This window comes from Streptomyces mabaensis (assembly GCF_053763515.1).
The window spans coordinates 32,437-57,059 of sequence record NZ_JBSOPZ010000018.1; the positions used below are offsets into that span (position 1 = coordinate 32,437).

The 24,623-nt window shown below is 73.1% G+C and carries 14 protein-coding genes; 9 read left to right on the plus strand and 5 right to left on the minus strand.

Features of this window, described 5'->3' with window-relative positions:
- Window positions 1-343 precede the first annotated feature (343 nt).
- From ACWV17_RS17800 to ACWV17_RS17825, 6 genes are all read left to right on the plus strand, one after another.
- Window positions 344-1,036: a methyltransferase domain-containing protein gene (locus tag ACWV17_RS17800; RefSeq protein WP_455353425.1), complete on the plus strand. Its 693-nt coding sequence runs from the start codon at window positions 344-346 to the stop codon at window positions 1,034-1,036.
- A gap of 34 nt (window positions 1,037-1,070) precedes the next feature.
- A complete protein-coding gene (locus ACWV17_RS17805; protein WP_455360520.1) occupies window positions 1,071-1,886 on the plus strand; it encodes a TylF/MycF/NovP-related O-methyltransferase in 816 nt (271 codons plus the stop codon).
- A gap of 43 nt (window positions 1,887-1,929) precedes the next feature.
- On the plus strand, window positions 1,930-5,457 hold the full coding sequence (locus ACWV17_RS17810) for a CDP-glycerol glycerophosphotransferase family protein (RefSeq protein ID WP_455360521.1): 3,528 nt from the start codon (window positions 1,930-1,932) through the stop codon (window positions 5,455-5,457).
- Entirely contained in the window at window positions 5,454-8,327 is a 2,874-nt protein-coding gene (locus ACWV17_RS17815; protein ID WP_455360522.1) for a CDP-glycerol:glycerophosphate glycerophosphotransferase, read from the plus strand. Before ACWV17_RS17810 ends, ACWV17_RS17815 begins: the two co-directional genes overlap by 4 nt.
- Window positions 8,324-9,472 (plus strand): glycosyltransferase, encoded by a 1,149-nt coding sequence (locus ACWV17_RS17820; RefSeq protein ID WP_455360523.1) that lies wholly within the window; start codon window positions 8,324-8,326, stop codon window positions 9,470-9,472. Before ACWV17_RS17815 ends, ACWV17_RS17820 begins: the two co-directional genes overlap by 4 nt.
- Before the next feature lie 129 nt (window positions 9,473-9,601).
- Window positions 9,602-9,919, plus strand: coding sequence for a MazG-like family protein (locus ACWV17_RS17825; RefSeq protein WP_455360524.1), 318 nt, complete (start codon window positions 9,602-9,604; stop codon window positions 9,917-9,919).
- A 318-nt stretch (window positions 9,920-10,237) separates the two neighbouring features.
- Here ACWV17_RS17825 and ACWV17_RS17830 read toward each other — a convergent pair whose 3' ends face one another.
- The 5 genes from ACWV17_RS17830 to ACWV17_RS17850 form a co-directional block, all read right to left on the minus strand.
- Entirely contained in the window at window positions 10,238-12,514 is a 2,277-nt protein-coding gene (locus ACWV17_RS17830; protein ID WP_455360525.1) for a bifunctional glycosyltransferase/CDP-glycerol:glycerophosphate glycerophosphotransferase, read from the minus strand.
- Between the two features lie 166 nt (window positions 12,515-12,680).
- Window positions 12,681-13,583 carry a carbohydrate ABC transporter permease gene (locus ACWV17_RS17835; protein WP_455353440.1) on the minus strand — a complete coding sequence of 301 codons (903 nt, stop codon included), beginning with the start codon at window positions 13,581-13,583 and terminating at the stop codon, window positions 12,681-12,683.
- Window positions 13,580-14,926: a carbohydrate ABC transporter permease gene (locus ACWV17_RS17840; protein WP_455360526.1), complete on the minus strand. Its 1,347-nt coding sequence runs from the start codon at window positions 14,924-14,926 to the stop codon at window positions 13,580-13,582. The genes ACWV17_RS17835 and ACWV17_RS17840 overlap by 4 nt, the downstream gene beginning before the upstream one ends.
- A 4-nt stretch (window positions 14,927-14,930) precedes the next feature.
- The gene (locus tag ACWV17_RS17845) at window positions 14,931-16,307 is read right to left on the minus strand and encodes an ABC transporter substrate-binding protein (protein ID WP_455353442.1); all 1,377 of its coding nucleotides are present in this window, start codon (window positions 16,305-16,307) and stop codon (window positions 14,931-14,933) included.
- A gap of 209 nt (window positions 16,308-16,516) precedes the next feature.
- Window positions 16,517-19,750 (minus strand): FtsK/SpoIIIE domain-containing protein, encoded by a 3,234-nt coding sequence (locus ACWV17_RS17850; RefSeq protein ID WP_455360527.1) that lies wholly within the window; start codon window positions 19,748-19,750, stop codon window positions 16,517-16,519.
- 434 nt (window positions 19,751-20,184) lie between these two features.
- Here ACWV17_RS17850 and ACWV17_RS17855 point away from each other — a divergent pair, with 434 nt between their 5' ends.
- The 3 genes from ACWV17_RS17855 to prfB all read left to right on the plus strand — a co-directional run bounded on the left by ACWV17_RS17855 (window position 20,185) and on the right by prfB (window position 24,451).
- Window positions 20,185-21,852 carry a serine/threonine-protein kinase gene (locus ACWV17_RS17855; protein WP_455360528.1) on the plus strand — a complete coding sequence of 556 codons (1,668 nt, stop codon included), beginning with the start codon at window positions 20,185-20,187 and terminating at the stop codon, window positions 21,850-21,852.
- Between the two features lie 122 nt (window positions 21,853-21,974).
- The gene (locus tag ACWV17_RS17860) at window positions 21,975-23,258 is read left to right on the plus strand and encodes a serine/threonine-protein kinase (RefSeq protein WP_455360529.1); all 1,284 of its coding nucleotides are present in this window, start codon (window positions 21,975-21,977) and stop codon (window positions 23,256-23,258) included.
- An 89-nt stretch (window positions 23,259-23,347) separates the two neighbouring features.
- On the plus strand, window positions 23,348-24,451 hold the full coding sequence (gene prfB, locus ACWV17_RS17865; RefSeq protein WP_455353446.1) for a peptide chain release factor 2: 1,104 nt from the start codon (window positions 23,348-23,350) through the stop codon (window positions 24,449-24,451).
- Window positions 24,452-24,623: the final 172 nt, after the last annotated feature.

The window sequence follows — 24,623 nt, forward strand, 5'->3', positions numbered from 1 at the left end:
GGGCAGTTCTCCACCGCGACGCCCGTCCGCCCGGCGAACCGGGGTCGCCGACGCTGGGCCGAACGGGTGATCCGCCGTTTTCGCTCCCTGTGCCCGGGTGGCTACTGTCGGTCTCCGTGCCCCGTTTCAGTGTCGCCCTGCCCGTGTGCCGCATCCAGGAACTCGCCCAGTCCTGCGGTGACTTCGAGCTCATCGTGGTGGACGACCACGCGCGCGACGCCCGCGTACGGCCGTTGAGCACGCCCGCCCACTCCCTGGACGGCGACGACCTCCTGCTGTCGGGCAACGGCCGCCTCGCGCAGGGGCGTTCGGCGCTGGGTAAGCCCCCCACGGAAGGACCTTCATGCACAAGTCCGCTCACGACCAGATGGCGCTCTGCGTCCGGGAGTACCTGCCGGCCGGCCGGCGCCAGCGGGTGGTCGACCTCGGCTCCCGGATCTCCGACGGGCAGAGCCGCACCCACCGGGAGCTGCTGGCCGGCCACGACATCGAGTACGTCGGCGTCGACGTGCTCGACGGCCCCAACGTGGACGCGGTGATGACCCGGCCGTACCGCATCCCGGTGAAGACCCGCAGCGCCGACTGCGTGATCTCGGGCCAGGCCTTCGAACACATCCCGTTCTTCTGGGCGTCGATGCTGGAGATCGCCCGCATCCTCCGGCCCGGCGGCCTGGCCTTCATCACCGCCCCCTCCCGCGGCCATGTGCACGACGCACAGGACTGCTGGCGCTACTACCCCGACGGCTTCCGGGCGATGGCCGCGTACTCGGGACTGCGGCTGCGCGAGGCGTACACCGACTTCCCGCCGATGAAGGGCATCCGGCACGACTACGCGTCCATCGACGCCAAGAACGCGTACTGGGGCGACAGCGTCGGCGTCTTCCAGAAGCCCGCCCGGACCAGGGCCCGTTCGGCCGCCGCGGCCTTCGCGGTGCGCGAGCTGAACGTCTGGTGGGCCAACCGGGTCGGCGGGGTCGACCGGGTCCCGTTGCCCCGACCGTTGGAAGGCCGGGTACGGCAGGTTGACGAAAAGTGACATACCGAACAACCCGCGCGTACATTCCGTCGGCATGGCATGGCGAAACGCAGTGAACGGCGTACTCCAGCAACTGACCGGACATCAGCTCACGCGCGTCCCGGTGGTCCCCGTCCCCAGGCCGGTGGTGACGCCCCCGCCGGCGGCCCCCAAGCCCCGGCCCAAGAAGGAACTCACCTTCCCCAAGGACTACGACAGCGAGGCCCAGGACATCATCCGGGCCGTCAAGCCGCGGACGATGACCTCGCCCGAGAAGCTCAACGCCCTGATCTACGCGGTGCGTCACATCGTCCGGCACCAGATCCCCGGCGACATCGTGGAGTGCGGGGTCTGGCGCGGCGGCAGCATGCAGGCAGTCGCCAAGACGCTGCTTTCCCTCGGCGAGACCGAGCGGGACCTCCATCTCTTCGACACGTACGAGGGAATGACCCCGCCCACCGAGGAGGACATGCGGCGCGACGGCAAGTCCGCCGCGGAACTGCTCGCCGTCCAGGGCAAGGACCGGCCCATCTGGGCGGTGGCCACGCTGGACGACGTGCGGGAGGGGTTCGCGGACGTCCCGTACCCGGCGGACCGGATCCACTACGTGCGGGGCAAGGTCGAGGACACCGTCCCCGCGCAGGCGCCCGAGCGGATCTCGATCCTGCGCCTGGACACCGACTGGTACGCCTCCACCCGCCACGAGCTCGAACACCTCTACCCGCGCCTGGTCAGCGGCGGTGTGCTGCTCATCGACGACTACGGGTACTGGCAGGGGTCGCGGCAGGCCACCGACGAGTTCCTGGAGAAGACCGGCGAACGGCTGCTGCTCCTGCGCATGGACGAGGGCCGCATCGCCGTGAAGCCCTGACATCCCACGACACCCATCAACCCGGAAGGACTGTGCGCCGCGCATGACGCCCCGCCTCACCGTCGTCGTCCCCATCCACAACGTCGAGGACTACCTCGGCGACTGCCTGCGCTCGCTGGCCGACCAGACCATGCCGGACTTCGAGGTCGTCATGGTCGATGACGGCTCGACGGACGGCAGTGCGCGGATCGCCGCCCGGTTCGCGGCCGAGGACGAGCGGTTCAGGCTGGTCGGGCAGGCCAACGCCGGACTGGGCGCGGCACGCAACACCGGCGTCGGCCACGGCCGGGGCGACTTCCTGGCCTTCGTCGACAGTGACGACGTCGTACCGCCCGACGCGTACGCGCGCATGCTGGCCGCGCTCGACGCGTCGGGCTCCGACTTCGCCACCGGGAACGTCCTCAGGCTGCGCGCGGGCGGGGCACTGGAACAGTCACCGATGTTCCGCAAGGCCATGGCGAAGTCCCGGTCCGGTACCGCGGTGACGCGCGACTGGATCCTGCTCGGCGACCGGATCGCCTGCAACAAGGTGTTCCGCAAGTCGTTCTGGGACGCGCACGGCTTCGCCTTCCCCTCCGGCGTGCTCTACGAGGACATCGCGGTGGTCCTGCCCGCCTACTTCCTGGCCGGCGGCGTCGACGTCCTGGCGGAACCGGTCTACCACTGGCGGGACCGGGACGGCTCGATCACCACCCGGCGCTGCGTCCCCCGCGGAATCCGCGACCGGGTCACCGCGGTCTCCACGGTGAGCCGGTTCCTCGCCGAGCGGGCCGAACTCGGCGCCCCCGTATGGGCCGAGGCCAAGCGGCGTTACGACGCGCACGTACTCTCCGGCGACCTGTGGCTGTTCATCGAGGCCCTGCCCGACGGCGACACCGCCTACCACGACGCCTTCCTCCAGCACGCCAACTCCTTCGCCGGCACGGTGGATCCGCGCGTCTTCGACGGCCTTCCGCTGCACCTGCGGGTGAAATGGCACCTCATCCGGGAGCGCCGCATGCCGGACCTGCTCGCCCTGCTGGCCTTCGAGAAGGAGGACCCGGGGGCGTTCCGGGTGCGCTCGGGGACCCTGGGCGGACGCCTCGCCGAGTACCCGGTGATCGGCGGCCGGCTGCCCCGGGCCGTCGCCGCCCTGAGGCCCGCCGAGCTGCCGGTGGTCTCCCATCTGACCGAGGCCGTCTGGCGGGGCGGGAAGCTCCACCTCAAGGGCTACGCGTACGTACGCAACGTGCCGGCCGGCACCCGCCGCGGACCGGTCCGGCTGGCCTGGCTGCGCGCCGGGCGGCGGCATGTCGTCCCACTGCGGCTGCGCGGCGTCCGGACGCCCGCCGCGACGTACGAGTCCCGGCAGCGGCTGCACGACTACGACTGGGCCGGGTTCGAGACGGTCGTCGACCCGCGCCGGCTCGGCCGCCGGACACCACGCACCACCTGGAAGCTGGAGGTGGCGGTCGCCGGCGCCGGGCGGCTGCGGCGCGGCCCGATGCGGATGCCGGGATCACCGGCCGTGCCTGCGGTGCACTACCTGGACGACAGCACCCGCGTGGTGCCCGTGCTGTCGGGCAACAAGCTGCAGCTCCGGGTCGAACGGGTACGCGCCCTGCTCGCCGGCCACGCCGCGGCGGACGGCGACGGGCCCGGCGCCGTCCGCGTCGAGGGAACCCTGCTCGCCGGTTCCGGCGGTGCTCCCACCGCCCTGCGGATCGAGAACTGGTACACCAAGGCCGCCCACGAGTTCCCGGTCGAGCTGTCCGGGTCCGCCTTCACCGCCGAGGTACCGCTCGACGTGTTCCGGGCCGGCGCGCCAGACCGGCAGGCGTCCGTGCCCTGGGGCGTCCAGCTCGTCCGGGCCGACGGCGGCAGCCTGATGGTCGCGGCCCGCGACACCTGCCGTCCCGGCCGCTACGGCCTCGGCGACGGCCGGGAGCTGTGCGTCACGGCCAACGCCGCCGGCAACCTGGTGCTGTGCGACCAGACGGTGCAGCCGATCGCCGACTCCCTCACCTGGCTGCAGGACGGCCTGCTGGTGCTGGAAGGCTGCTTCCCCGGCGACGGGGCCGTGGAGCTGGTGCTGCGGCACAGCGCCCACCAGGAGGAGACGGCCTTCCCGGTCGCCCACACGGACGGCCGTTTCCGCACCGCCTTCCCGCCCGCCGCCGTCCCGACGACCGCCGCCGCGACAACCGGCGGGACGTCGCCGCTGGCCGAGGGGCGCTGGTATCCGTACTTCCGGACACCGGGGGAGTGCGACCCCGAGCAGTACGTCCCCATCCGGCTGCGCCCGGACCAGCTCCCCGCGCTGCCGCTCGTACGGAGCCTGAACGGGCGGGACTTCACCCTCACCCGGCGCTCCCACGACCGGCTGCTGCTGGAGTCCGGCTCCGCCCTCCCGGCCGACGCCCGCGGCGCCCACCGCCAGCAGCGCCTGCGCGAGCGGTACGCCGGGCTGCGCGCCGGTGGTGCGCCGCTCCGGGACACCGTCCTGTACTGCAGCTTCGACGGCAGGCAGTACTCGGACTCGCCCCGCGCGGTGCACGAGGAACTCGCCGGGCGGGGGCTGCCGCTGGAGCACCTGTGGACCGTACGTGACCAGCAGGTCGGCGTGCCGCCCAGCGCCCGGTCCGTCGCCCTGCACAGCGCGGAGTGGTACGAGGCGCTGGCCCGCTCGCGGTGGATCGTCACCAACACCCAGCTGCCGGAGTGGTTCGAGCGGGCGGCCGGCCAGTTCGTCGTACAGACCTGGCACGGCACCCCGCTCAAGCGCATCGGCCGGGACCTGGCCGGCAGCGCCTGCGCCGACGCCGAGTACATCGCCACGCTGGAGCGGCGGGCCGCCCAGTGGAGCGTCCTCGTCTCCCCGAACCGGTTCTCCACCCCGGTGCTGCGCCGCGCGTTCGGTTACACCGGTGACGTCCTGGAGTGCGGCTATCCCCGCAACGACCTGCTGCACGCCGCCGACCGGGACAAGGTCGCCGCGGCCGTACGGGAGCGCCTGGCGATCCCCGACGGCAAACGGATCGTGCTGTACGCGCCGACCTGGCGGGAGGACCGGCCCCGGCAGGCCGGCCGCTACCGGCCCGACCCCCGGCTGGACTTCCAGCTCGACCTCGCCGCCGTCGAGCGGGCCCTCGGCGACGACCATGTGCTGCTGGTCCGCCGGCACTACCTGGTCGGCGGGTCCGTACCCGGCAGCGGCCGGGGCTTCGTCCGGGACGTGTCCCGCTACCCCGACGCCGCGGACCTCCTGCTGATCAGCGACGTGCTGGTCACCGACTACTCCTCGCTGATGTTCGACTTCGCGCACACCGGCCGCCCGATGCTCTTCCACACGTACGACCTGGCGCACTACCGCGACACCCTGCGCGGCTTCTGCTTCGACTTCGAGGCGCAGGCGCCCGGCCCGCTCCTTGCCGACGCCGCCGCGCTGACCGAGGCGCTGCGCTCACCCGCCGCCGCGACCGCGGAGCACGGCGACGCCTACGCCCGCTTCCGGGAGACGTTCTGCGACTTCGACGCCGGGGACGCGTCCGCCCGGGTGGCCGATCTGATGCTCGGGGGAGGCCGGTCATGACCGACATCGAGATGAGCTGCCTGATCACCGGCGGCCCCGGCGGCCCGGCCGCCCTGCGGGCGTCCGTCGAGTCCGTCCTCGCCCAGACGCTGCGCGCCACCGAGGCGGTCGTCGCCGTCGACGCCACGGACGAGGCGGTACGGATCGAGGCCGCGGCCCTCGCCGCACGCGCCCCCGAACGGGTGCGCACGGTGATCGACGGGCCCCACGCCGGCGGTACCGGCACGGCCGCGCTGCGCAACCTCGCGCTCGACGCGGCGCGCGGCCGGTACGTCCTGGTCCTCGGCGACGGCGAGCGGCTGGAGGAAAACGCCTGCCGCAACCTGTGGGAAGCGGCGCACCGCACCGGGGCCGACCTCGTCGCCGGCCGCTGGTCGCAGCTCCAGTCCGGCTCGGGGAACTCTGGGAACTCTGGGAACTCGGGGAAGGAGAAGGTGCCCGGCCCGCTCGCGGAGCTGTACGCCCGCTCCCGGACGGTGCAGGACATCGTCGACGCCCCCGGACTCGTCGTCAGGGACGCCCTGGTGGCCGGCTTCTGCCTGAGCCGGGAGACCGTGGAGCGGCACGGACTGCGGTACGCCGAGGACCTCGGGTACAGCGAGATCCTCTTCGGCGCCAGAGCCGCCACCACCGCCCGCACCCTCACCCTGGTCCGCAACCTGATCACCCGGGGCCGCACGGCCCCCGGCCCCGGCCACGACCTCGCGGGCCTGGTCGAGGCGCACGGCCGGGTCGGCCAGCTGCTGGACCGGCAGGGACTGACCGCGCTGCGCGACGAGCGCGACCGGGCGTTCGTCACTGACCGCCTGCTGCCCCTCGCGATGACGTTCCCGGGGCTCGCCCGGGACGAGCGCGCCCGGGTCGCCGCCGAAGCCGCCGCGCGCCTCGCCGGCCGGCTCGACCCCTGGAGCTGGTCGGCGCTGCCGGCGTCCGAGCGGGTCTGCGTACAGCTGCTGGTGGCGGGCGACCCGGAGGGCGTACGGGACGCCGCGTACGGCCTCCTCCGGCCCGGGACGGTCGTCTCGCCGCTCACCGCGTCGGCGGCCGGGCAGGTGTTCTGGCGTCCCGGACCCGCCGGCGATCCCGCGTGGCGGGCCGCGTTCGACGTCACCGAACTCGGCTTCCAGCACCTGCCGCTGGCCCGGCTGCGGCTGATGAACCGGCTCATCCGCTGCCGCGCCGAGCGCGGCCGGCTGGTCCTGGAAGGAAGCCTGGTGGCGCCGCTGGGCGCGCTGCCCGCCCTGTCGCCGCTCGCCCTCCGGCTGGACTTCCGGGTGCGCGACGGAAGCGCCCGCAGCTTCCGAGCCCCGGTCGACGAGGTGCGCCACGAGGGCACGGCGCTCTGGTGGCGGGCCACCGTCGATCTCACCCGGGTGCTGCGGGCGCGCGGCTCGGACGATCTCGTGTGGGACACCCGGCTGACGCTCGAGGCCGAGGGCGCGCAGCTCGTCACGGATCTCTTCGCCGAGCCCGAAGTCGTCGACGCGGCCGGGACGTTCCCCGCCCGCCCCCGGCTCGGCAGGCTGTTGGGGGACACCTGGCAGCCGTACGTCACGGCGAAGCACCATCTGGCGCTGCGGCTCCTGGCGAGCGGACGGCCCGCCCGCGCCACACGTGCCCTGCTGCACTACGCGACCCACTTCCGGCCCGCCCGCACGCTCAGGCGCCTGCTGAGGACGGCCCGCGGGAAGTACGAACGCCTGGGCTCCCGGGCCGTCAAGGCCCGCGTCTACCGCGGCCTGTTCTGCCGGCTGCCGGTACGCCGCGGGACCGTCGTCTTCGAGAGCCACATGGGCGGCTGCTACGGCGACAGCCCGCGCGCGATCCACGAGGAGGTCCGCCGCCGCGGGCTGCGCCTGCGCTGCTACTGGTCGTACGCCGGCTCGCGCGCCGGTTTCCCCACCGACGCGCGCCTGGTCCGCCGCTGGTCGTGGCGGTATCTGTGGGCGCTGGCCCGCGCCGAGTTCTGGATCGACAACCAGGGCTTCCCGCCCGCCCTCGGCAAGCGGCCCGGCACGACGTACATCCAGACCTGGCACGGCACGGCGTACAAGCGGATGGGTTTCGACGAGCTGCGCGTACGGACGCAGAACGCCCCGCAGCGCCGCAGGCTGGCGGAGGCCGTCGGCCGCTTCGACCACTTCCTGGTGCGCTCCGAGCACGACGAGCGCACGCTCGTCCCCGGCTTCCGTATCCCCGCGGAGGCGGTGCTGCGCACCGGCTATCCGCGCAATGACGTGCTGCTCGCCGCCAGGGCCCGGGACGAGGTGACGGGCCGCTTCCCGCGGCCGCCGCTGGCCGCCGAACTCGGCATCGAGGACCACCGCAAGGTGGTGCTGTACGCGCCGACCTTCCGCGGCACGCCGGGGCGCGGCAGGCGCCGCGCCCGCCCGCTGCCGCTCGACGTCCGGCGGTTCGCGGAGCGCTTCGGCGACACGCACGTCCTGCTGGTGCGGGCGCACTACCTGGACGCCGCCGAGCTGCCGCCCTGCCCGCCGGGCTCGGTGGTGGACGTCTCGGCGCACCACGACGTGAGCGAACTGCTGTGCCTGGCCGATGTGCTGATCACCGACTATTCCTCGGTGATGTTCGACTACGCGCTGCTCGACCGGCCGATCGTGCTGTTCGCGCCGGACCTCGACGCGTACACGGCGGACCGCGGCGCCTACTTCGACCTGCGGGCCGGAGCCCCCGGCCCGGTCACCGAGACCGAGGACGAACTGCTGAAGGCGGTGGCCGAGCTGAAGAAGACCGACCTCGCCCACCAGGAGGCGCGGCGCCGCTTCGCGGAGCGGTACGGCGACTACGACCGGGGTGACGCCGCACGTACCGTCACGGACCTGCTCGTGACGAGGAGGAAGACCAAGTGACCGCGGAACGCGATGTGTTCATCCTCTCGAACACCACCGACGAACTGGGCGGCGTCACGGTCTGGACGCGCCAGATGGCACGGCTGTTCCAGAGCAACGGCCACCGGGTACACCTCATCGGCATCCACGAGGCCGACCCGCAGCGGGCGCTGCCCGAGGCCCCGGACTGCCCGGTGACCGCCCTCTACCCGGCCCATCCGCCCACCCCGTGGCGCCCCGGCGCCCTGCGCGGGCGCCTCGACCTCACCGCCCGGCGGCGCGAGGCGGCCCGGGTCGCGGCCAAGCGGCAGACGGTGGCCCGGCTGACCGAGCTCTTCCGCACGGCCCGGCCCGGTGCCGTGCTGATCGTCACCCAGGTGTGGGCGATGGAGTGGGTGCGGGAGGCGGACACCCGCGGGATGCCGGTCGTCGGGATGAGCCACGAGTCGTACGCCTACTCGCGCGCCTGCCACCGCTACCGCTGGATCCGGAACAACTACGCGTCGGTGGACCGCTGGCTGGTGCTGACCGAGGAGGACGCCGACACCTGGATCGGCGACGGCATGAACAACGTCGGCGTCATGCCCAACGCCCTGCCCCGGCTGCCCGAGGTGCCCTCCCCACGCGCCGAGAAGGTGGTCGCGAGCATCGGCCGGTTCGCCGACCAGAAGGGCATCGACCTCCTGCTGGACACCTGGGCGCTGGTGGCGCCGCAGCGGCCCGAGTGGCTGCTGCGGCTGTACGGCGCGGGCGAGGACGAGGCCGAGCTGCGTGCGCAGTGCACCCGGCTCGGACTGGACGCCTCGGTGGAGTGGATGGGCCGGACCGACGACGTGCCGGGGGCACTGGCCGGCAGCTCGGTGTTCGTCCAGTCCTCACGCGGCGAGGGGTTCCCGCTGGCGCTGATGGAGGCGATGGCGAGCGGGGTGCCGTGCGCGGCCTTCGACTGCGCGCCCGGCGTACGGGAGATCGTGCGGGACGGCGAGGACGGGCTGCTGGCCCCGGCGGGCGACACCGATGCCCTGGCCGACCGCCTGCTGCGGCTCACCGGAAACCCACGGCTGCGGGACGGCATGGGCGCGCGGGCACGGGTGAACGTCCAGCGCTTCGCCGAGCCGGAGGTACTCGGCCGCTGGGAGGAGCTGTTCGCACTGCTGGAGCGGTGAGACGCGTCGCGCCGGCGCTCGGTGGCAGGGGTCACATCACTCCTTCGGAGGGATCGGACCGGATCACATCCGAACTCTCGCGCCTGCGCGGTACCGTCACCCACCGCATCAATACGGAGTAGCGCTTTCATGGAACACAGCAGCTGGGAGACCGTCGGTCATCTCGTCGCATGGCTCGACGAGAACAGCCCCGTACCCCCGCAGACGGAGAAGCTGATGCGCGTGCTGAAGCTCTCCGAAGAAGTTGGCGAAGTCGCCGAGGCTGTCATGGGCGCAACCGCGTGCAATCCGCGCAAGGGCAACTCCCACACCTGGGAAGACGTGCAGAGCGAGCTGTGCGACGTCGTGCTCACCGCCATGGTCGCTCTGCGTACCCTGACGCCTGACGCGGAAAGGGTGTTCGCCGAACGACTTGATCACGTCGCCGGACGCTCCCTCAAGGGCTAAGCCACCAGCGAATGGCGGAATCGCGTAGGCCTCACCGAAACGGTGCGGCGATGATGTGCAGGTGTTCTACGAGGATCTCAGCGAGTACGACTCCCAGGACGAGGACGCGTTCACGGACAGGGAGTCGGGCGTCTACGCGCTCTGGTACCGCCCGGCGTATACCCGCCTGAACATCGGATGGCTGGAAGCCGGCAATCGATGCTGTTCTCGCCGTCGATCTGGACGTGTGGGCAGCCGCACGATGGCCCGAGGTGCCGTTTCCCTGGGTTCCGGATGACGTGGAACGCATGCTGGAGCCGCCAACTCGCCATGTCGCCACTAGACCCGGTTCGGTTCCAGACGGTCGAACTCTCCGTACCGGGGCTGCTGGTGGAGTGTCGCCGTCGTGGTGAGCGGGGCCGGGTGGCGGTCCGGGAGGGGGACGACCGGCGGCAGGTCGTCCGTCTGGCCCAGGAAGACCCGGCGGACCACCCGCTCCGCCGCGTGCCCGTCGTCGTACGGGCAGAAGCGCGCCCGGAAGGCCGCCCGCAACTGGGCCGAGCGGGAGCCCCGCCAGTGGCCGCTGGTGAAGATGTCGATCAGCTCGTCCTCGGTGCGGGCGACCGCGCCGGGCGGGCAGGCGCGCAGATCGAAGTAGGTGCCGCGGGCCGCTTCGTACGCCTCCCAGTCGTCGGCGTGGATGACGATCGGGCGGTCGAGGTTGGCGTAGTCGAACATCAGCGACGAGTAGTCGGTGACGAGCACGTCCGAGGCGAGACAGAGGGACTCCACCGACGGGTACTCCGAGACGTCGATCAGCCGGGGTGAGCCGCCGCGGCCGCCGTCGGAGAGCGGTGCGCCGTACGCGGGATGGGCGCGGGTGAGGACGACGAAGCGGGGGCCGAGGTCGCGCAGCACCCGTTCGAGGTCCAGGAAGCGGGGGCGGCTGCGCCGGTAGTCGCGGTGCGTCGGGGCGTACAGGACGGCCGTGCTGCCGGGCGGGATGCCCAGCGACTCGCGGAGCCGGACGACGTCGGAGGCGGTGGCCCGCTGGAAGACGTCGTTGCGCGGATGGCCGTACTCCAGCGTCGTGTAGCCGGCGGGGAGGGCCTTCTCCCAGACGAGGGTGGCGTGCCGGTTGGCGGACAGCAGGTAGTCCCAGCAATCGACGCCGCGCAGCAGGCCGGTGAAGTCGGGGACCGGCGCGGCCGCCGGACGGTCCTGGAGGTCGAGACCCACCCGCTTGAGGGGCGTGCCGTGCTGGGTCTGGAGGAGGATCTGGCCCGGCCGCTTGACCAGCGCGCCGCCGTAACCGGTGGGGTCCACGAGGTACTTGGCGCGGGCCAGGGCCGTCCAGTGCGCGGCCGAGCCGGGGCGCAGCCGTCCGGTCGCGGTGGGCACCGTGTGGGCGTACGCGGCGGGGGTGATCCAGGCGGTGCGCAGCTGCGGGGCCAGTTCGCGCACCCGCTCCTCGATCGCGGCCGGGCTGCCGGCGTAGCCGTGGTCCCCGTACGCGCCGGCCGCTCCGAACACCACGTAGTCCTCGCGCAGCGGCAGCCAAAGCTGGCTGCGGTAGTGCAGCCGCAGCAGGGCGGTGCGCAGTCCGCGCAGGGCGGCCCCCGAGCCGCGCAGCGCGCGGACCCCGAGGGTGCGCGCGGCGGCGAGCAGGCGGTACGTACGGTGGCTGCCGAGGCGCACCAGGCCGTGCCGCAGGCGGGCGGCGGAGGTGACGGCCGCGCCGGGGGTCCGGTAGCGGCGGTAGTGCGCGCGGGCCCGGCGGAAGAACTCGGGGCGCGTGCCGCGCGGCAGCCGGCCGCGCGCGGCGAACAGTTTGGTGAAGTGGTCGGTCATCCGGCGGAAGACGACCGGGCGCCAGAGCGCCAGCTCCGGGCGGGCGTCGAGGAAGGCGAAGACCCGGTCGTACTGGTCGAAGACGTCGAAGTGGCGGCGGCTGGTGGTGGACAGGATGCTGCCCGTACGGCGCTGGCGGTAGTGCACGCACACCTGGTCGAGGACGGCGATCGACTCCGCGGTCAGCAGCGCCGGGTAGGTCCAGGGTGTGTCCTCGTAGTAGCCGGCCGGGAAGGTGAGGCCCTCGCGCTCGACGAACTCCCGGCTGTACGCCTTGTTCCAGACGACCATGAGCACGCCCAGCAGGCCGGGGCGGTCGGCGAGCCGGAAGGTGGCCGGCCCGGCCTCGGTCAGCCGGTCCGCGAGCTGGTTGCGGACCACGTCGCCGGCCCAGTACGTACGGGCGTAGTCGTAGACCAGGACGTCCGGGGCGCCCGTCTCCTTGAGGCGGTCGGCGATCGCCCGGAGTGCGCCGGGGACGAGGGTGTCGTCACTGTCGAGGAAGATCAGGTAGTCGCCGGTGGCCCGCTCCAGACCGGCGTTCCGGGCGGGACCGAGGCCGACGTTCCGGGGCAGATGGACGGGCACGACCCGGCGGTCGCGGGCCGCGTACTCGTCGATGATCGAACCGCAGGCGTCCGGTGAGCAGTCGTCCACCGCGATCAGTTCCAGGTCCGCGAAGGACTGGGACAGCACGGAATCCAGGCTCTCCTGGAGGTACGCCTGGACCTTGTACGCGGGCACGATGACGCTGAACCGGGGCAAGGCACATCCATGGGTCGGCTGGGCATATGGCCCAGCAACTGCCGATGGCGTGATCCGGTTACGCCAGACGTGGCATCCGGGGGACGAACACCGGAGAACGGCCCGGTGAATGCACACACCTGCGCGCGGCGGGCCGTCCTCCTGGCCACCTCCCCGTGGCCGCCAGTTATTTGACCGCGCCCGCCATCACGCCGGAGACGAACTGCCTCTGGAACGCGAAGAAGACGACGAGCGGGATCACCATCGAGACGAAGGCGCCGGGCGCCAGCACGTCGATGTTGTTGCCGAACTGCCGGACCTGCTGCTGGAGAGCGACGGTGATGGGCGGGCTGTCGGCGTCGGCGAAGATCAACGCGACCAGCATGTCGTTCCAGACCCAAAGGAACTGGAAGATGCCGAGCGAGGCGATCGCCGGGCCGCCGAGCGGCATGACCACCCGGGTGAACAGCCTGATCTCACCGGCGCCGTCGAGCCGGGCCGCCTCCAGCAGCTCGCGCGGGATCTCCGCGAAGAAGTTACGCAGGAGGAAGATCGCGAAGGGCAGCCCGAAGGCGACGTGGAAGAGCACGACGCCGAGCGTGGTCCCGAAGATGCCGAGCTTGCCGAAGAGTTCGGCGACCGGGACCAGGGCGACCTGGACCGGCACCACCAGCAGTGCGACGACCAGCAGGAACCACCAGTCGCGGCCGGGGAACTCCATCCACGCGAAGGCGTAGCCGGCGAGTGAACCGATCACGACGACGAGGACGGTCGCCGGGACGGTGATCAGCACCGTACTCAGCAGGGAGTTCATGACGACTTCGTTGTCGAACAGGTTGGTGTAGTTCTCCGCGGTGAGCTGGGCGGGGGCGGTGAAGACCTGCCACCAGCCGCTGGCGCTGATGTCGGCCGGGCCGCGGAGGGAGGACAGGAGCAGGCCGATCGTCGGCATCAGCCAGAAGAGGCCGACGAGGATCAGGAACACCCGCATCACGCCACCGCCGGTGCGGGCCGCGATGCGCGTGGCGAGGGACTGCTCGGCCTTCACCGCCTGGGTGCCGCTCGTCGCCGGGGTCTTGGTGGCGCTCATCGCCGGGCCTCCCGTCGCATGCGGCGGATATTGAAGAGCATCACCGGGATCACCAGCAGCAGCAGGAGGACCGCGATGGCGCTGCCGATGCCCAGGTCGGCGTCCGTGCCGAACGACGAGCGGTAGAGCTGGAGGGCCAGCACATTGGCGTCGTCCTGGGAGGAGCCCGGCGCGATGATGTAGACCAGGTCGAAGATCTTGAGCACGTTGATCATCAGCGTGACCAGCACCACCGCCAGCACCGGTGCCAGCAGCGGCACGGTGACCCGGCGGAACACCTGCCACTCGTTCGCGCCGTCCACCCGGGCCGCCTCCAGCAGCTCGCGCGGCACGCTCGCCAGCCCCGCCGCGATGAGCACCATGGCGAAGCCGGCCCACATCCAGACGTACGAGCCGATGACGGCCGGGGTGATCAGGCTGGGGCCCAGCCAGTCGACCCCGTTGTACGGCTCGCGGAAGTTCGAGGCGGGGAACCGCAGTTGGGCTCCGTCGGCCTTCTCGGAGAGCGTGAAGGTGCCGTCGGGTCCGGCGCGGGTGGAGTCCACCACCTTGCCGTCCTTGACCGCCTCGATCCTGATGCCGGGGTAGCCGACCTCCTCGGGGTCGATCCGGTTGGTCTCGCCGCCGCCGCCCCTGGTGAAGTCCTGCCAGGCGGTGCCGGTGACCTTGCCGGCCTCCGCCTTCGCGGGCTTCGCGGGCTCCGCGTTGTCCGGCAGCTGGGCGGGCGGCACGCCGACCAGCGGAAGGACCACCGGCTCGCCCGCCCGTACCGGGGCCCGGGTGATGAACGAGCCGCCGCCGCCCGGCTCCAGGGCCGAGTCCCGGCCGGGCCGCGCCTTGGGGAAGGCGGACGCCTCGGCGAACGTGTCGTGCACGCCGACCCACACGGCGTTGGCGACCCCCCGGTCCGGGTCCTGTTCGTACACCAGCCGGAAGATGATGCCCGCGGCGAGCATGGAGATCGCCATGGGCATGAAGACGATCAGCTTGAACGCCGTGCCCCAGCGGACCCGTTCGGTGAGGACGGCGAAGATCAGACCGAGCGCGGTCGCCACGGCCGGCGCGACCACCACCCAGATGAGGTTGTTCTGCACCGCGGTCAGGATCGTGTCGTCGGTGAAGAGCGCGGTGTAGTTGTCGAAGGCGGCGAAGTTCTCTCCGGACTGGTCGAAGAAGCTCCGGTAGAGCGAGTACCCGATCGGGTAGACGACGAGCGCGCCCAGCAGCACGAGGGCGGGCAGCAGAAAACTCACTGCGACCGTCCTGCGCGTGCCGGTCACGCTCTTGCGCGGTCCTGCGGGGGGCACCGGCTTTGCGGTGCCCCCCGTGGTGACTGACGTCATCGCGTCAGCTCTGGTACGCCTTGGCCGCGTCGGACTCCAGGCGCGCCTGAGTCCCCGCGACATCCTTCGGGTTCTTCAGGAAGTCCTGCAGCGCCTTCCACTCGCCCTTGCCCGGCGTGCCGCCGAAGGACTGCGGCGCCTGGTCGGACATGTCGAAGCGGAAGTCGTCACCGGCGGCGATCAGCGCCTTGGCGATGTCGCGCTGGATGTCGTTCGGGTACACCGCCACGTCCAGCGACTTGTTGGGCGAGATGAACCCGCCCTGCTCCGCCCAGATCTTCGCGGCGTCGGTCGAGGCCAGGAAGGTCAGCAGGGCCTGCGCGCCCTTGGTCTCCTTCAGCGCGACCGCGACGTCACCGCCGGACACCACCGGGGACTCGGCGCCCACCGCCGGGAACGGGAACACCTTGGCGTCCGTACCGATCTTGGCCTCGGTCTGCGCGATGTTGACCGCGACGAAGTCGCCCTCGAAGACCATCGCGCCGTCGGGCTGGTCCCCGCCGGTGAAGGTCTGCGTGACGGACTTCGGGAACTCCGTCTGCAGCGCGCCGTCCTGGCCGCCGACGAGGTACTCCTTCTTGCCGAACAGCTCGCCGAGGGTGGTCAGCGCCGCCTTGACGCTCGGGTCCGTCCACTTGATCTCGTGCTTGGCCAGCTGGTCGTACTTCTCCGGGCCGGCCTGGGAGAGGTAGATGTTCTCGAACCAGTCGGTGAGGGTCCAGCCGTCCGCGCCCGCGACCGACACCGGCGTGACGCCGGAGGCGGAGATCGTCTCGGCCGTCTCCAGGAACTCCTTCCAGGTCTTCGGCTCCTCGGCGCCCGCGTTCTCGAAGGCCTGCGCGTTGTACCAGACCAGCGACTTGTTGGCCGCCTTGAAGTACACGCCGTACTGCTTGCCGTCCACCGCGCCCAGCGACTTCCAGCCGTTGCCGTAGTTCTTGTCCAGCTGTGCCTGCGCCTCGGCGCCGACCGGCTTGGCCCACTTCTTCTGCACCGCCTGCGTGAGCGCGCCGACCTGAGGGAGCATCGCCACGTCCGGCGGCTGGCCGCCCGCGATCTTCGTGCCGAGGAAGTTGACGATCGGGTCCTGCGCGGGGACGAAGGTGACGGAGGCGCCGGTGCGCTTCTCGAACTCCTTCAGCACTTTGGTGAAGTTCGCCTGCTCCGGGCCGGTCCAGACGGCCGCGACCTCGACCTTCTCCCCGTCGAGCTTGGGCAGCTGGACGGTGGCCGCGCCGTTGGTCTGCCCGCTGCCGCCCGGCGGGTCCTTCTCGGACGGGTCGTCGCCGCCTCCGCAGCCGCTGAGCGCGAGTGCGCCTGCGGCGACGACCGCCAGTACGGCCTTCCGTGTGCCTCTGCGTGGGTGAAGAGTTGTGCGCATCACTGCCCCGTCTCTCCCGTTGCGCGTACGAACGTTGCTCGTACGAACCGCCGCATGCGAGTCACGGCCGCGACCGTTCGTGGCTGTCCCGTGCGGACAGGTCTACGCCGGGTGTTCACGGCCCGCAATAGCGCCGCCGATGTCAAGAGGGCGATCGTGATCGCGTTGTGACCCCTTGCCGATCGCAAACGGCCGACCTCACGGGAACGTCAGGGGAAGGTCACGGGGGCCGCGTCCACCAGCCGGGCCGCCCGGTCCAGGGCGCTGGCCAGCAGCGCCAGGTCCGTCGGGCCGTTGCCCAGTTCCCGTACCGGCCGGCGCGTCGGCGGGTCGCCCATCCGCTCCCACTCCAGCGGTACGACGGTCGGCCGCAGCGTCGCCGTACGCGGAATACGCCCCGTCACCCGGCCGCCCTGGAACGGCGTCACCCGCCCGTCCGGATGGTGCAGCTGCCCGCGACCGGCGGCGGCGTCCTCCGTCCCGGCCAGCACCACGCGCAGCGCGGCGCTCCGCGCCACGTCCGTGCCCGCCGTACGGTCGGGCCGCGCCGAGGCCGCGACCAGGTGCACCCCGAGCCGCTCGCCCTCCCGGGCCACCGCTTCCAGTACCCGTACGACGGATCCGGCGGCGGGCCGGCCGGTGCTGCCGAGGGCCGGCGAGACCAGCGCGTCGAAGTCGTCGACGAGCACGACGAGCCGGGGCAGCGGGGTCGGCCCGGCCACGTCCCGGCGCGCGGCGGCCGCGGCGCGCAGCCGCAGGGTGCCGCTCGGCGGCGAGTCCAGTTCGCCGCGCTGCTCGGCCGCGCTCGGTGGGCGCTGCGCGACCATCCGGGCGGCGACCTCGCGCTGCGCGTGCCACTCCGCGAAGCCGAGGGTGCCCAGCAGTTCGGAGCGGCGCTTCAGCTCGGCGCCGAGGGTCTGGGCGAACTCCCGCATCCGTACCGGGTCGGAGGCGACGAGGTGGGCCGAGACGTGCGGCAGTTCGGTACAGGCCCGCAGCCCCTCGCCGCGGTCGCCCCCCGCGCCGTCGACCAGTACGAGCCCGAGCCGGTCGGGCCGCGCGGCGGCGCACAGGGAGGCGGCGACGGAGCGGAGCAGCTCGGTGCGGCCGCTGCCGGGCGGGCCCTCGACGAGCAGGTGCGGGCCCTCCGCGACCAGCTCGGCGCCGACCGCTCCGCGCTGCCCGGTGCCGAGGACGACGTCCGCGTGGCCGCCGACGCCCTGTCCTTCGTCGGTCGCCGCCGCCCAACGGGCCATCAGGGAGGCCGGGGTGGCGCGGGCCAGCCCCAGTTCGTCCAGCAGCCGGGCGGCGGCCGGCAGCGCGGTGGCGGACCGCGTGGGCCGGCCCGGCTCGGCGCCGTCCGCCGCCCGCAGGGGGGCCAGTGCCCGCGCGAACCGCTCCGCCCAGGCCACGGACACCGCGTCCACGGTGGCGACCGCGCCGTGCCCGGCGGGCTGCCCGTTCGCGGTGCGCAGCAGCCGCAGGGCGGTGGCGACATCGCCGCTCAGCAGAGCGACGGCGCCGCATTCGCGGAAGGCGAGGGAGGCCGAACAGGCGGTTTCGTACGTCGCGGCGACCGGTGAGACGGGCGAGGCGGCGGGTGTCTCGGCGAGGCAGAGCAGATGGATCCCGGCGGCGGCCCCTGCCGTGGCCAGCCGCGCGGTGGTCTCGCGCAGCACGGCCGAACCGGGGTCGCCGTCCACGATCACCACGGTGTACGGACCCGTGTACCGCCGCGCGGCGTCGGCGACGGCCGCGGGCTCGGCGGAGGCCCAGCCGGGACCGAGCGGACCGTCGTCCAGGCGGCGGGTCAGCTCGGCGGTGCGGGCGGTGGCCTGCTCCCGGTCGTACGCGAGGAGCAGCCGGCAGTCCTGGCCGTGCGCGGGCCGCAGGTGCGGCAGCCAGCCGAGCCAGGACCACTCGGCGGTGCGCTCTGCCGCGCTCCGGGTGCGGTCGGCGCTGATCAGCACGATCTCCAGATCGTGGGGCGCGTGCAGTGCGGCGAGCTGGGCCAGTACGGACCGGGCCAGCCCGGACAGCCGGGCCCGTGGTCCGGCGAGCCCCAGCGAACCGGCCTCGCGCAGCCCGACGGTGACCGGCACGGCGGGCAGCAGCCCGGCGCCGCCGGGCGCGGGCCGGTCGGCCGTACCGAGCCGGAGGACCAGTGCTTCGGGGTGCCCGGGGCCGCGCTCCCACAGCAGGGGGCCGGGCCCGAGGGCGGTCAGCAACAGGGACGCGGCGTCGGGCCACGCCTCGCCCACGGTCGCACCGGCGGCGACCTGCGGCGCGTGGGGCACGGCCTCGACCGCGGGCCCCTCGTCCCCCCGCCGCCCCCCGAACCGCCGCCCCCGCCCCCACCGCCGTCGGCCGGGCGGGGACGCCGTCTCGCCGGCGCCCGGCCCGCGCGCGTCGCTCTGGCCGTCGGCCTGCCCCCACGTGTCGCCTGCGGCCCCGGTGAACGTCCCGCCGCCGGCGGCGCCGGGCGCTCGGCCGGGGGGTGCCGTCTGGCTGCTGCCCGCGCCGCGTCCCCCGCCTGGGGCGCCCGGGGCCCGCCCGTCGCCGGAGCCGCCTCCACCCCCGGTCGCTGCCTCACCACTGCCGGCGGCCGCCCCCCAGGGGTCGCCTGCGGCCCCGGTGAACGTCCCGCCGCCGGCGGCGGCGCCGGGCGCTCGGCCGGGGGGTGTCGTCCCCCCGACGCCCGTGCCTCGGCGGCCGCTCTGGCCGTCGGCCTGCCCCCACGGGTCGCCGGCCGCGCCCGCCGCGCCCGCCGCGCCCGCCGCGCCCGCCGCGCGCGGTGGGACGCGGAGGTGGCCCTCGCCGTCCGGGGTCGGTCGGTGGGGCGGCGGCGTGCCCGTGTCAGGAGGGGACAGGCGCAGGGCCGACTCGCCCACCCGCAGCAGCGCCCCCGGCGTCAGCCGGACCGGGCGGTCGTGGACCTGCCTGCCGTCCAGGGACGTGCCGTTCGTCGAGCCCAGGTCCGCGACCGACACCCGGCCGTCCTCGGCCACCGTCACCACGCAGTGCAGCCGGGACACGTCCGGGTCGTCCAGCGGCACATCCGCGTCCGCCGACCGGCCGATCCGGATCTGGCCGCCGTGCAGCAGATGGACACCCCCCGCGTCGGGCCCGGCGACCACATGGAGCTGCGCCGATATGGCGTCCGCGGGAGCGTCGTCCTCGGCCGGCGCGTGCAGCGACAGCACCGCGCCGTCGACCAGCGGGGGCTCACCCAGCGTCCGCCGCTGCGCGTCGAGCCGCTCCTGGCCGGCGTACAGCACCACCGCACCCGAGACGTCGGGCCCCATGACCGTGCCGGCCAGCCCGGAGGCGACCGCGGCCAGCGCGGTCCCCGCCGGAGCGGTGACGAGTACGTCACAGACGCGCGGGGGCGCGGTCGCGGTCTGGCCGCTGCGCGGCCCGAGGACGGTCAGCCGGATCTGCATCGCGGTCAGCGGTCCCTTCTGCGCGGCGCGCCCGGCAGGGGAACGGCAGGCAAGCCGCCCGGTGAATCCCCCCACCCCGCACGGACGCGTCGTCCGGTACAGGTCAGCGCGAACCACAGGGCTCCCGACCCCGCAGTCCGTGCTGGGGGCATCCTCGCACCTGCCACTGACAACACGCCCGGCGACCACCAAGAAGTGATCTTGATTGGTCGGCTGTCGACCCAAAAGTGCCTGGTTGGGACTGTCCGCGCCTGCCCGACCGCTCCGGCGGCCGCCGCCGCGGCCCGTCATCGCCGCCGCCGCACGGCAACCATGCGCCCGGTTCGGACGTCTTCCCCACCAACGCGAACCGGCCGGTGCCCAGGGCCTAGAGTGGCCGGAAGGGCCAGTGCGCCCGGCAAGCAAGGACACACGATCAGCAGGGAGCACATGACGTGCGGCCGGTAGGCAGCAAGTACCTGCTCGAGGAGCCACTCGGGCGCGGCGCCACGGGCACCGTCTGGCGGGCCCGCCAGCGGGAGACCGCGGGCGCCGAGGCAGCGGTCGCCGGGCAGCCCGGCGAGACCGTCGCGATCAAGGTCCTCAAGGAGGAGCTGGCGAACGACGCGGACGTCGTGATGCGCTTCCTGCGCGAGCGCTCCGTCCTGCTCCGCCTCACGCACCCGAACATCGTGCGCACCCGCGACCTCGTCGTCGAGGGCGACCTCCTCGCCCTCGTCATGGACCTGGTCGACGGCCCGGACCTGCACCGCTACATCCGGGAGAACGGCCCGTTCACCCCGGTCGCGGCCGCCCTGCTCACCGCCCAGATCGCGGACGCGCTGGCCGCCAGCCACGCCGACGGCGTCGTCCACCGCGACCTCAAGCCCGCCAACGTCCTGCTGGCCGACGCGAACGGCCAGATGCACCCGATGCTCACGGACTTCGGCATCGCGCGCCTCGCCGACTCCCCGGGCCTGACCCGTACGCACGAGTTCGTCGGTACGCCGGCCTACGTCGCGCCGGAGTCCGCCGAGGGCCGCCCGCAGACCTCCGCGGTCGACATCTACGGCGCCGGCATCCTGCTGTACGAGCTGGTCACCGGCCGTCCGCCGTTCGCCGGCGGCACCGCGCTGGAGGTCCTGCACCGCCACCTCAGCGAGGAGCCCCGCCGCCCCACCACCGTCCCGGAGCCTCTGTGGACGGTCATAGAGCGCTGCCTGCGCAAGGAGCCGGGCGAGCGGCCCAGCGCCGAGAACCTCGCTCGCGGCCTGCGCACCGTCGCGGCCGGCATCGGCGTGCACTCCTCCTCCGCGCAGGTCGAGGCCGCTCTCGGGGTCGGCGCCCTGCTCGCCCCGGACCCGGCACCGGCCCCCGTCCCCGGCACCCCGGGCACCCCCGGCGCGGCCGACCCGACGCAGGTACTGCCGGGCGGCGCCGGTGCGTACGACCCGGCCGCCTACGACCCCAACGGCGCCACCAGCGTGATGCGGTCCGGCGGCGCGGGCGGCGGGGCCGGCTTCGCCGACCCGACGGCCGTCATGCCGCCGGTGCCCCCGCGGCCCGACGGCGCACCGCAGCCGTCGCCGGACGACCCACACCCCTGGCAGAGCCAGATGCGGGCGGCCCGCGACCGCAACGAGCAGACGCAGGTCCAGTACCTCGACCCGAGCCAGGACCCGCTGCGCCGCCGCCCGCAGCGCCGGCCCGCGCCGCAGCCCCAACAGCCCCAGCAGCCGCCTCAGCACTACGCCCCGCAGCGTCAGCAGCAGCCGCACCAGCCGCAGCAGCGGTACGCACCGCCGCAGCAGCCCCAGCAGCGGTACGCGCCGCCCCAGCAGCCGGCCCCCCGGGCCCCCCGCCCGCCGCGCGAGCCGCGCCGCAGCGCGAACCCGATGCGGATCCCGGGGCTGGGCTGCCTCAAGGGCTGCCTGTTCACGGTCGTCATCTTCGTCGTGGCGGCCTGGATGATCTGGGAACTCACCCCGCTCCAGGACTGGGTCGCGGACGGCAAGAGCTTCTGGAACCAGGTCTCGGACTGGGTCTCCGACGCATCCGCCTGGATCTCCGAGATCGGTAGCTCGACGGCGCCGGAGCCGCCCGCACCGGAGACGGTTCCGTAGATTTGTCGACTTCTGCGGGTGATTTCCCCCGCAGAAGTGCAAGGTTGGCACCATCCGGGGCCCTGAACACCCCGTCGGCCGCGTAGTTTTGTGCGCGAACGCCAGCCGCTGAGGGAGCAGTCTTGGCACGGAAAATCGGCAGCCGGTACACCGCCCACCAGATTCTCGGGCGGGGCAGCGCCGGCACGGTGTGGCTGGGCGACGGACCCGACGGGCCCGTCGCCATCAAGCTGCTGCGGGAGGACCTCGCGTCCGACCAGGAGCTCGTCGGACGCTTCGTGCAGGAGCGCAGCGCGCTGCTGAGCCTGGACCACCCCCGGGTGGTCGGCGTGCGCGACCTCGTCGTCGACGGCAACGACCTCGCCCTGGTCATGGAGCTCGTACGCGGCACCGACCTGCGCACCCGTCTCGACCGCGAGCGCCGGATGGCCCCCGAGGCGGCGGTCGCCGTCGTCGCGGACGTGGCGGACGCCCTTGCCGCCGCCCACGCGGCCGGGATCGTGCACCGTGACGTGAAGCCCGAGAACATCCTGCTGGACATGCAGGGCCCGATCGGACCGGGCCGGGCGCATCCCGCCCTGCTCACCGACTTCGGCGTCGCCAAGCTGATCGACTCGCCGCGCCGCACCAGGACCGCGACGAAGATCATCGGTACGCCCGACTACCTCGCGCCCGAGATCATCGAGGGCCTCCCGCCGCGCGCCTCTGTCGACATATACGCCCTGGCGACGGTCCTGTACGAGCTGCTCGCCGGGTTCACGCCGTTCGGCGGCGGCCACCCCGGGGCCGTACTGCGCCGCCATGTGACCGAGACCGTCGTACCGCTCCCCGGTATCCCCGACGAGCTGTGGCAGCTCATCGTCCAGTGTCTGGCCAAGGCCCCGGCGTCCCGGCTGCGCGCCTCCGAGCTCTCCGCGCGGCTGCGCGACCAGCTGCCGCTGCTCGCGGGCATGCCCCCGCTGGACGTGGACGAACCGGACGACGACGAAGACGGACGGCAGCCGTACGAAGCGCCGTACGCCGGCGAACCGGCCGGCCACCCCACCGGCCACCCCGCGCTCCCCGGTGAGCCGGGCCGCCGCCGCGGGGCGGTTCCGCTCGTCCCCGGCGCCGCGCCGGACTCGAACCGCGACACCCACACCAGCATGCGCGTCCCGGGCCCGGACGAGCTGGCCGGCGGCGCCCGCGGCACCGCCCGCGTCCCCCGGTCGCCGGCCGAACGCCGCCCCGGCTCGGCCCGGCACAGATCCGCCTCCGACGCGGTACGCCGGCGCCGGCTGAAGCTGGGCGTCGCCGCCGTGGCCCTGGCGGCGGCACTGGGCATCGGCGGCTGGCTCGCCGCCGACGGGGACGCCCCGGATCCCGCCCCCCAGGACACCGAGCGGTCCTCGCCCTCGGCCCCGTAAGGCACCGGGTCCTGTCCGGGCGGTCCGGCCGGGGGGGTCCGCCACCGGGCGTGGGGAAGGTCCGGGCGGCCAGCCGTTACGCTGGACCCGTGGCAGTCGTCGATGTATCCGAAGAGCTGAAGTCCCTCTCCTCGACCATGGGGTCGATCGAGGCCGTCCTGGACCTCGACAGGATGAGGGCAGACGTCGCCGTGCTCGAGGAGCAGGCCGCGGCCCCGTCCCTGTGGGACGACCCGGAGGCGGCACAGAAGATCACGAGCAAGCTTTCGCACCTCCAGGCCGAGCTGCGCAAGACCGAGGCGCTCCGCGGCCGGATCGACGACCTGGGCGTGCTCTTCGAGCTCGCCGAGGCCGAGGACGACGCGGACACGCTCGCCGAGGCCGAGTCCGAGCTCATCGCCGTCCGCAAGGCGCTGGACGAGATGGAGGTCCGTACCCTCCTGTCCGGCGAGTACGCCGAGCGCGAGGCACTGGTAAACATCCGTGCCGAGGCCGGCGGCGTGGACGCCTCCGACTTCGCCGAGCGCCTGCAGCGGATGTACCTGCGCTGGGCCGAGCGGCACGGCTACTCCACCGAGGTCTACGAGACCTCGTACGCGGAAGAAGCCGGCATCAAGTCGACCACCTTCGTGGTCAAGGCGCCGTACGCGTACGGCACGCTCTCGGTCGAGCAGGGCACCCACCGGCTGGTGCGCATCTCGCCGTTCGACAACCAGGGCCGCCGCCAGACGTCGTTCGCGGGCGTCGAGGTGCTGCCGGTCGTCGAGAAGACCGATCACGTCGAGATCGACGAGTCCGAACTGCGCGTCGACGTCTACCGCGCGTCCGGCCCTGGCGGCCAGGGCGTCAACACCACCGACTCCGCGGTGCGGTTGACGCACATCCCGACCGGCATCGTCGTCTCGTGCCAGAACGAGCGCTCGCAGATCCAGAACAAGGCGAGCGCGTTGAACGTCCTTCAGGCGAAGCTGCTCGAGCGGCGCCGCCAGGAGGAGCAGGCCAAGATGGACGCCCTCAAGGACGGCGGCAGCTCCTGGGGCAACCAGATGCGCTCGTACGTCCTGCACCCGTACCAGATGGTCAAGGACCTGCGGACGGAGTTCGAGGTCGGTAATCCGCAGGCGGTGCTCGACGGCGAGATCGACGGTTTCCTGGAGGCCGGAATTCGCTGGCGCAAGCAGCAGGAGAAGTAAATTCCCGCTTTGTCGACAAGGGAACTGCCGTCCAACGGGCGGCAGTTCCCTTTTTCCGTCACAGTTTCACGGCCCAACGGCAGGCAACTGCCCGCAAATTGGGCATTGCGCGCGCAACGACCTTGACGATGATCTGAAAAGTGGGAAGGCTGGCGCGCGGCATGCGTATTAC

What these genes read in the sequence shown, in the direction of transcription:
- ACWV17_RS17800 (WP_455353425.1), top strand. Translation starts at nt 344, where the DNA reads ATGCACAAGTCCGCTCACGACCAGATGGCGCTCTGCGTCCGGGAGTAC.
- ACWV17_RS17805 (WP_455360520.1), top strand. Translation starts at nt 1,071, where the DNA reads ATGGCATGGCGAAACGCAGTGAACGGCGTACTCCAGCAACTGACCGGA.
- ACWV17_RS17810 (WP_455360521.1), top strand. Translation starts at nt 1,930, where the DNA reads ATGACGCCCCGCCTCACCGTCGTCGTCCCCATCCACAACGTCGAGGAC.
- ACWV17_RS17815 (WP_455360522.1), top strand. Translation starts at nt 5,454, where the DNA reads ATGACCGACATCGAGATGAGCTGCCTGATCACCGGCGGCCCCGGCGGC.
- ACWV17_RS17825 (WP_455360524.1), top strand. Translation starts at nt 9,602, where the DNA reads ATGGAACACAGCAGCTGGGAGACCGTCGGTCATCTCGTCGCATGGCTC.
- ACWV17_RS17835 (WP_455353440.1), bottom strand. Translation starts at nt 13,583, where the DNA reads ATGAGCGCCACCAAGACCCCGGCGACGAGCGGCACCCAGGCGGTGAAG.
- ACWV17_RS17840 (WP_455360526.1), bottom strand. Translation starts at nt 14,926, where the DNA reads ATGACGTCAGTCACCACGGGGGGCACCGCAAAGCCGGTGCCCCCCGCA.
- ACWV17_RS17845 (WP_455353442.1), bottom strand. Translation starts at nt 16,307, where the DNA reads ATGCGCACAACTCTTCACCCACGCAGAGGCACACGGAAGGCCGTACTG.
- ACWV17_RS17850 (WP_455360527.1), bottom strand. Translation starts at nt 19,750, where the DNA reads ATGCAGATCCGGCTGACCGTCCTCGGGCCGCGCAGCGGCCAGACCGCG.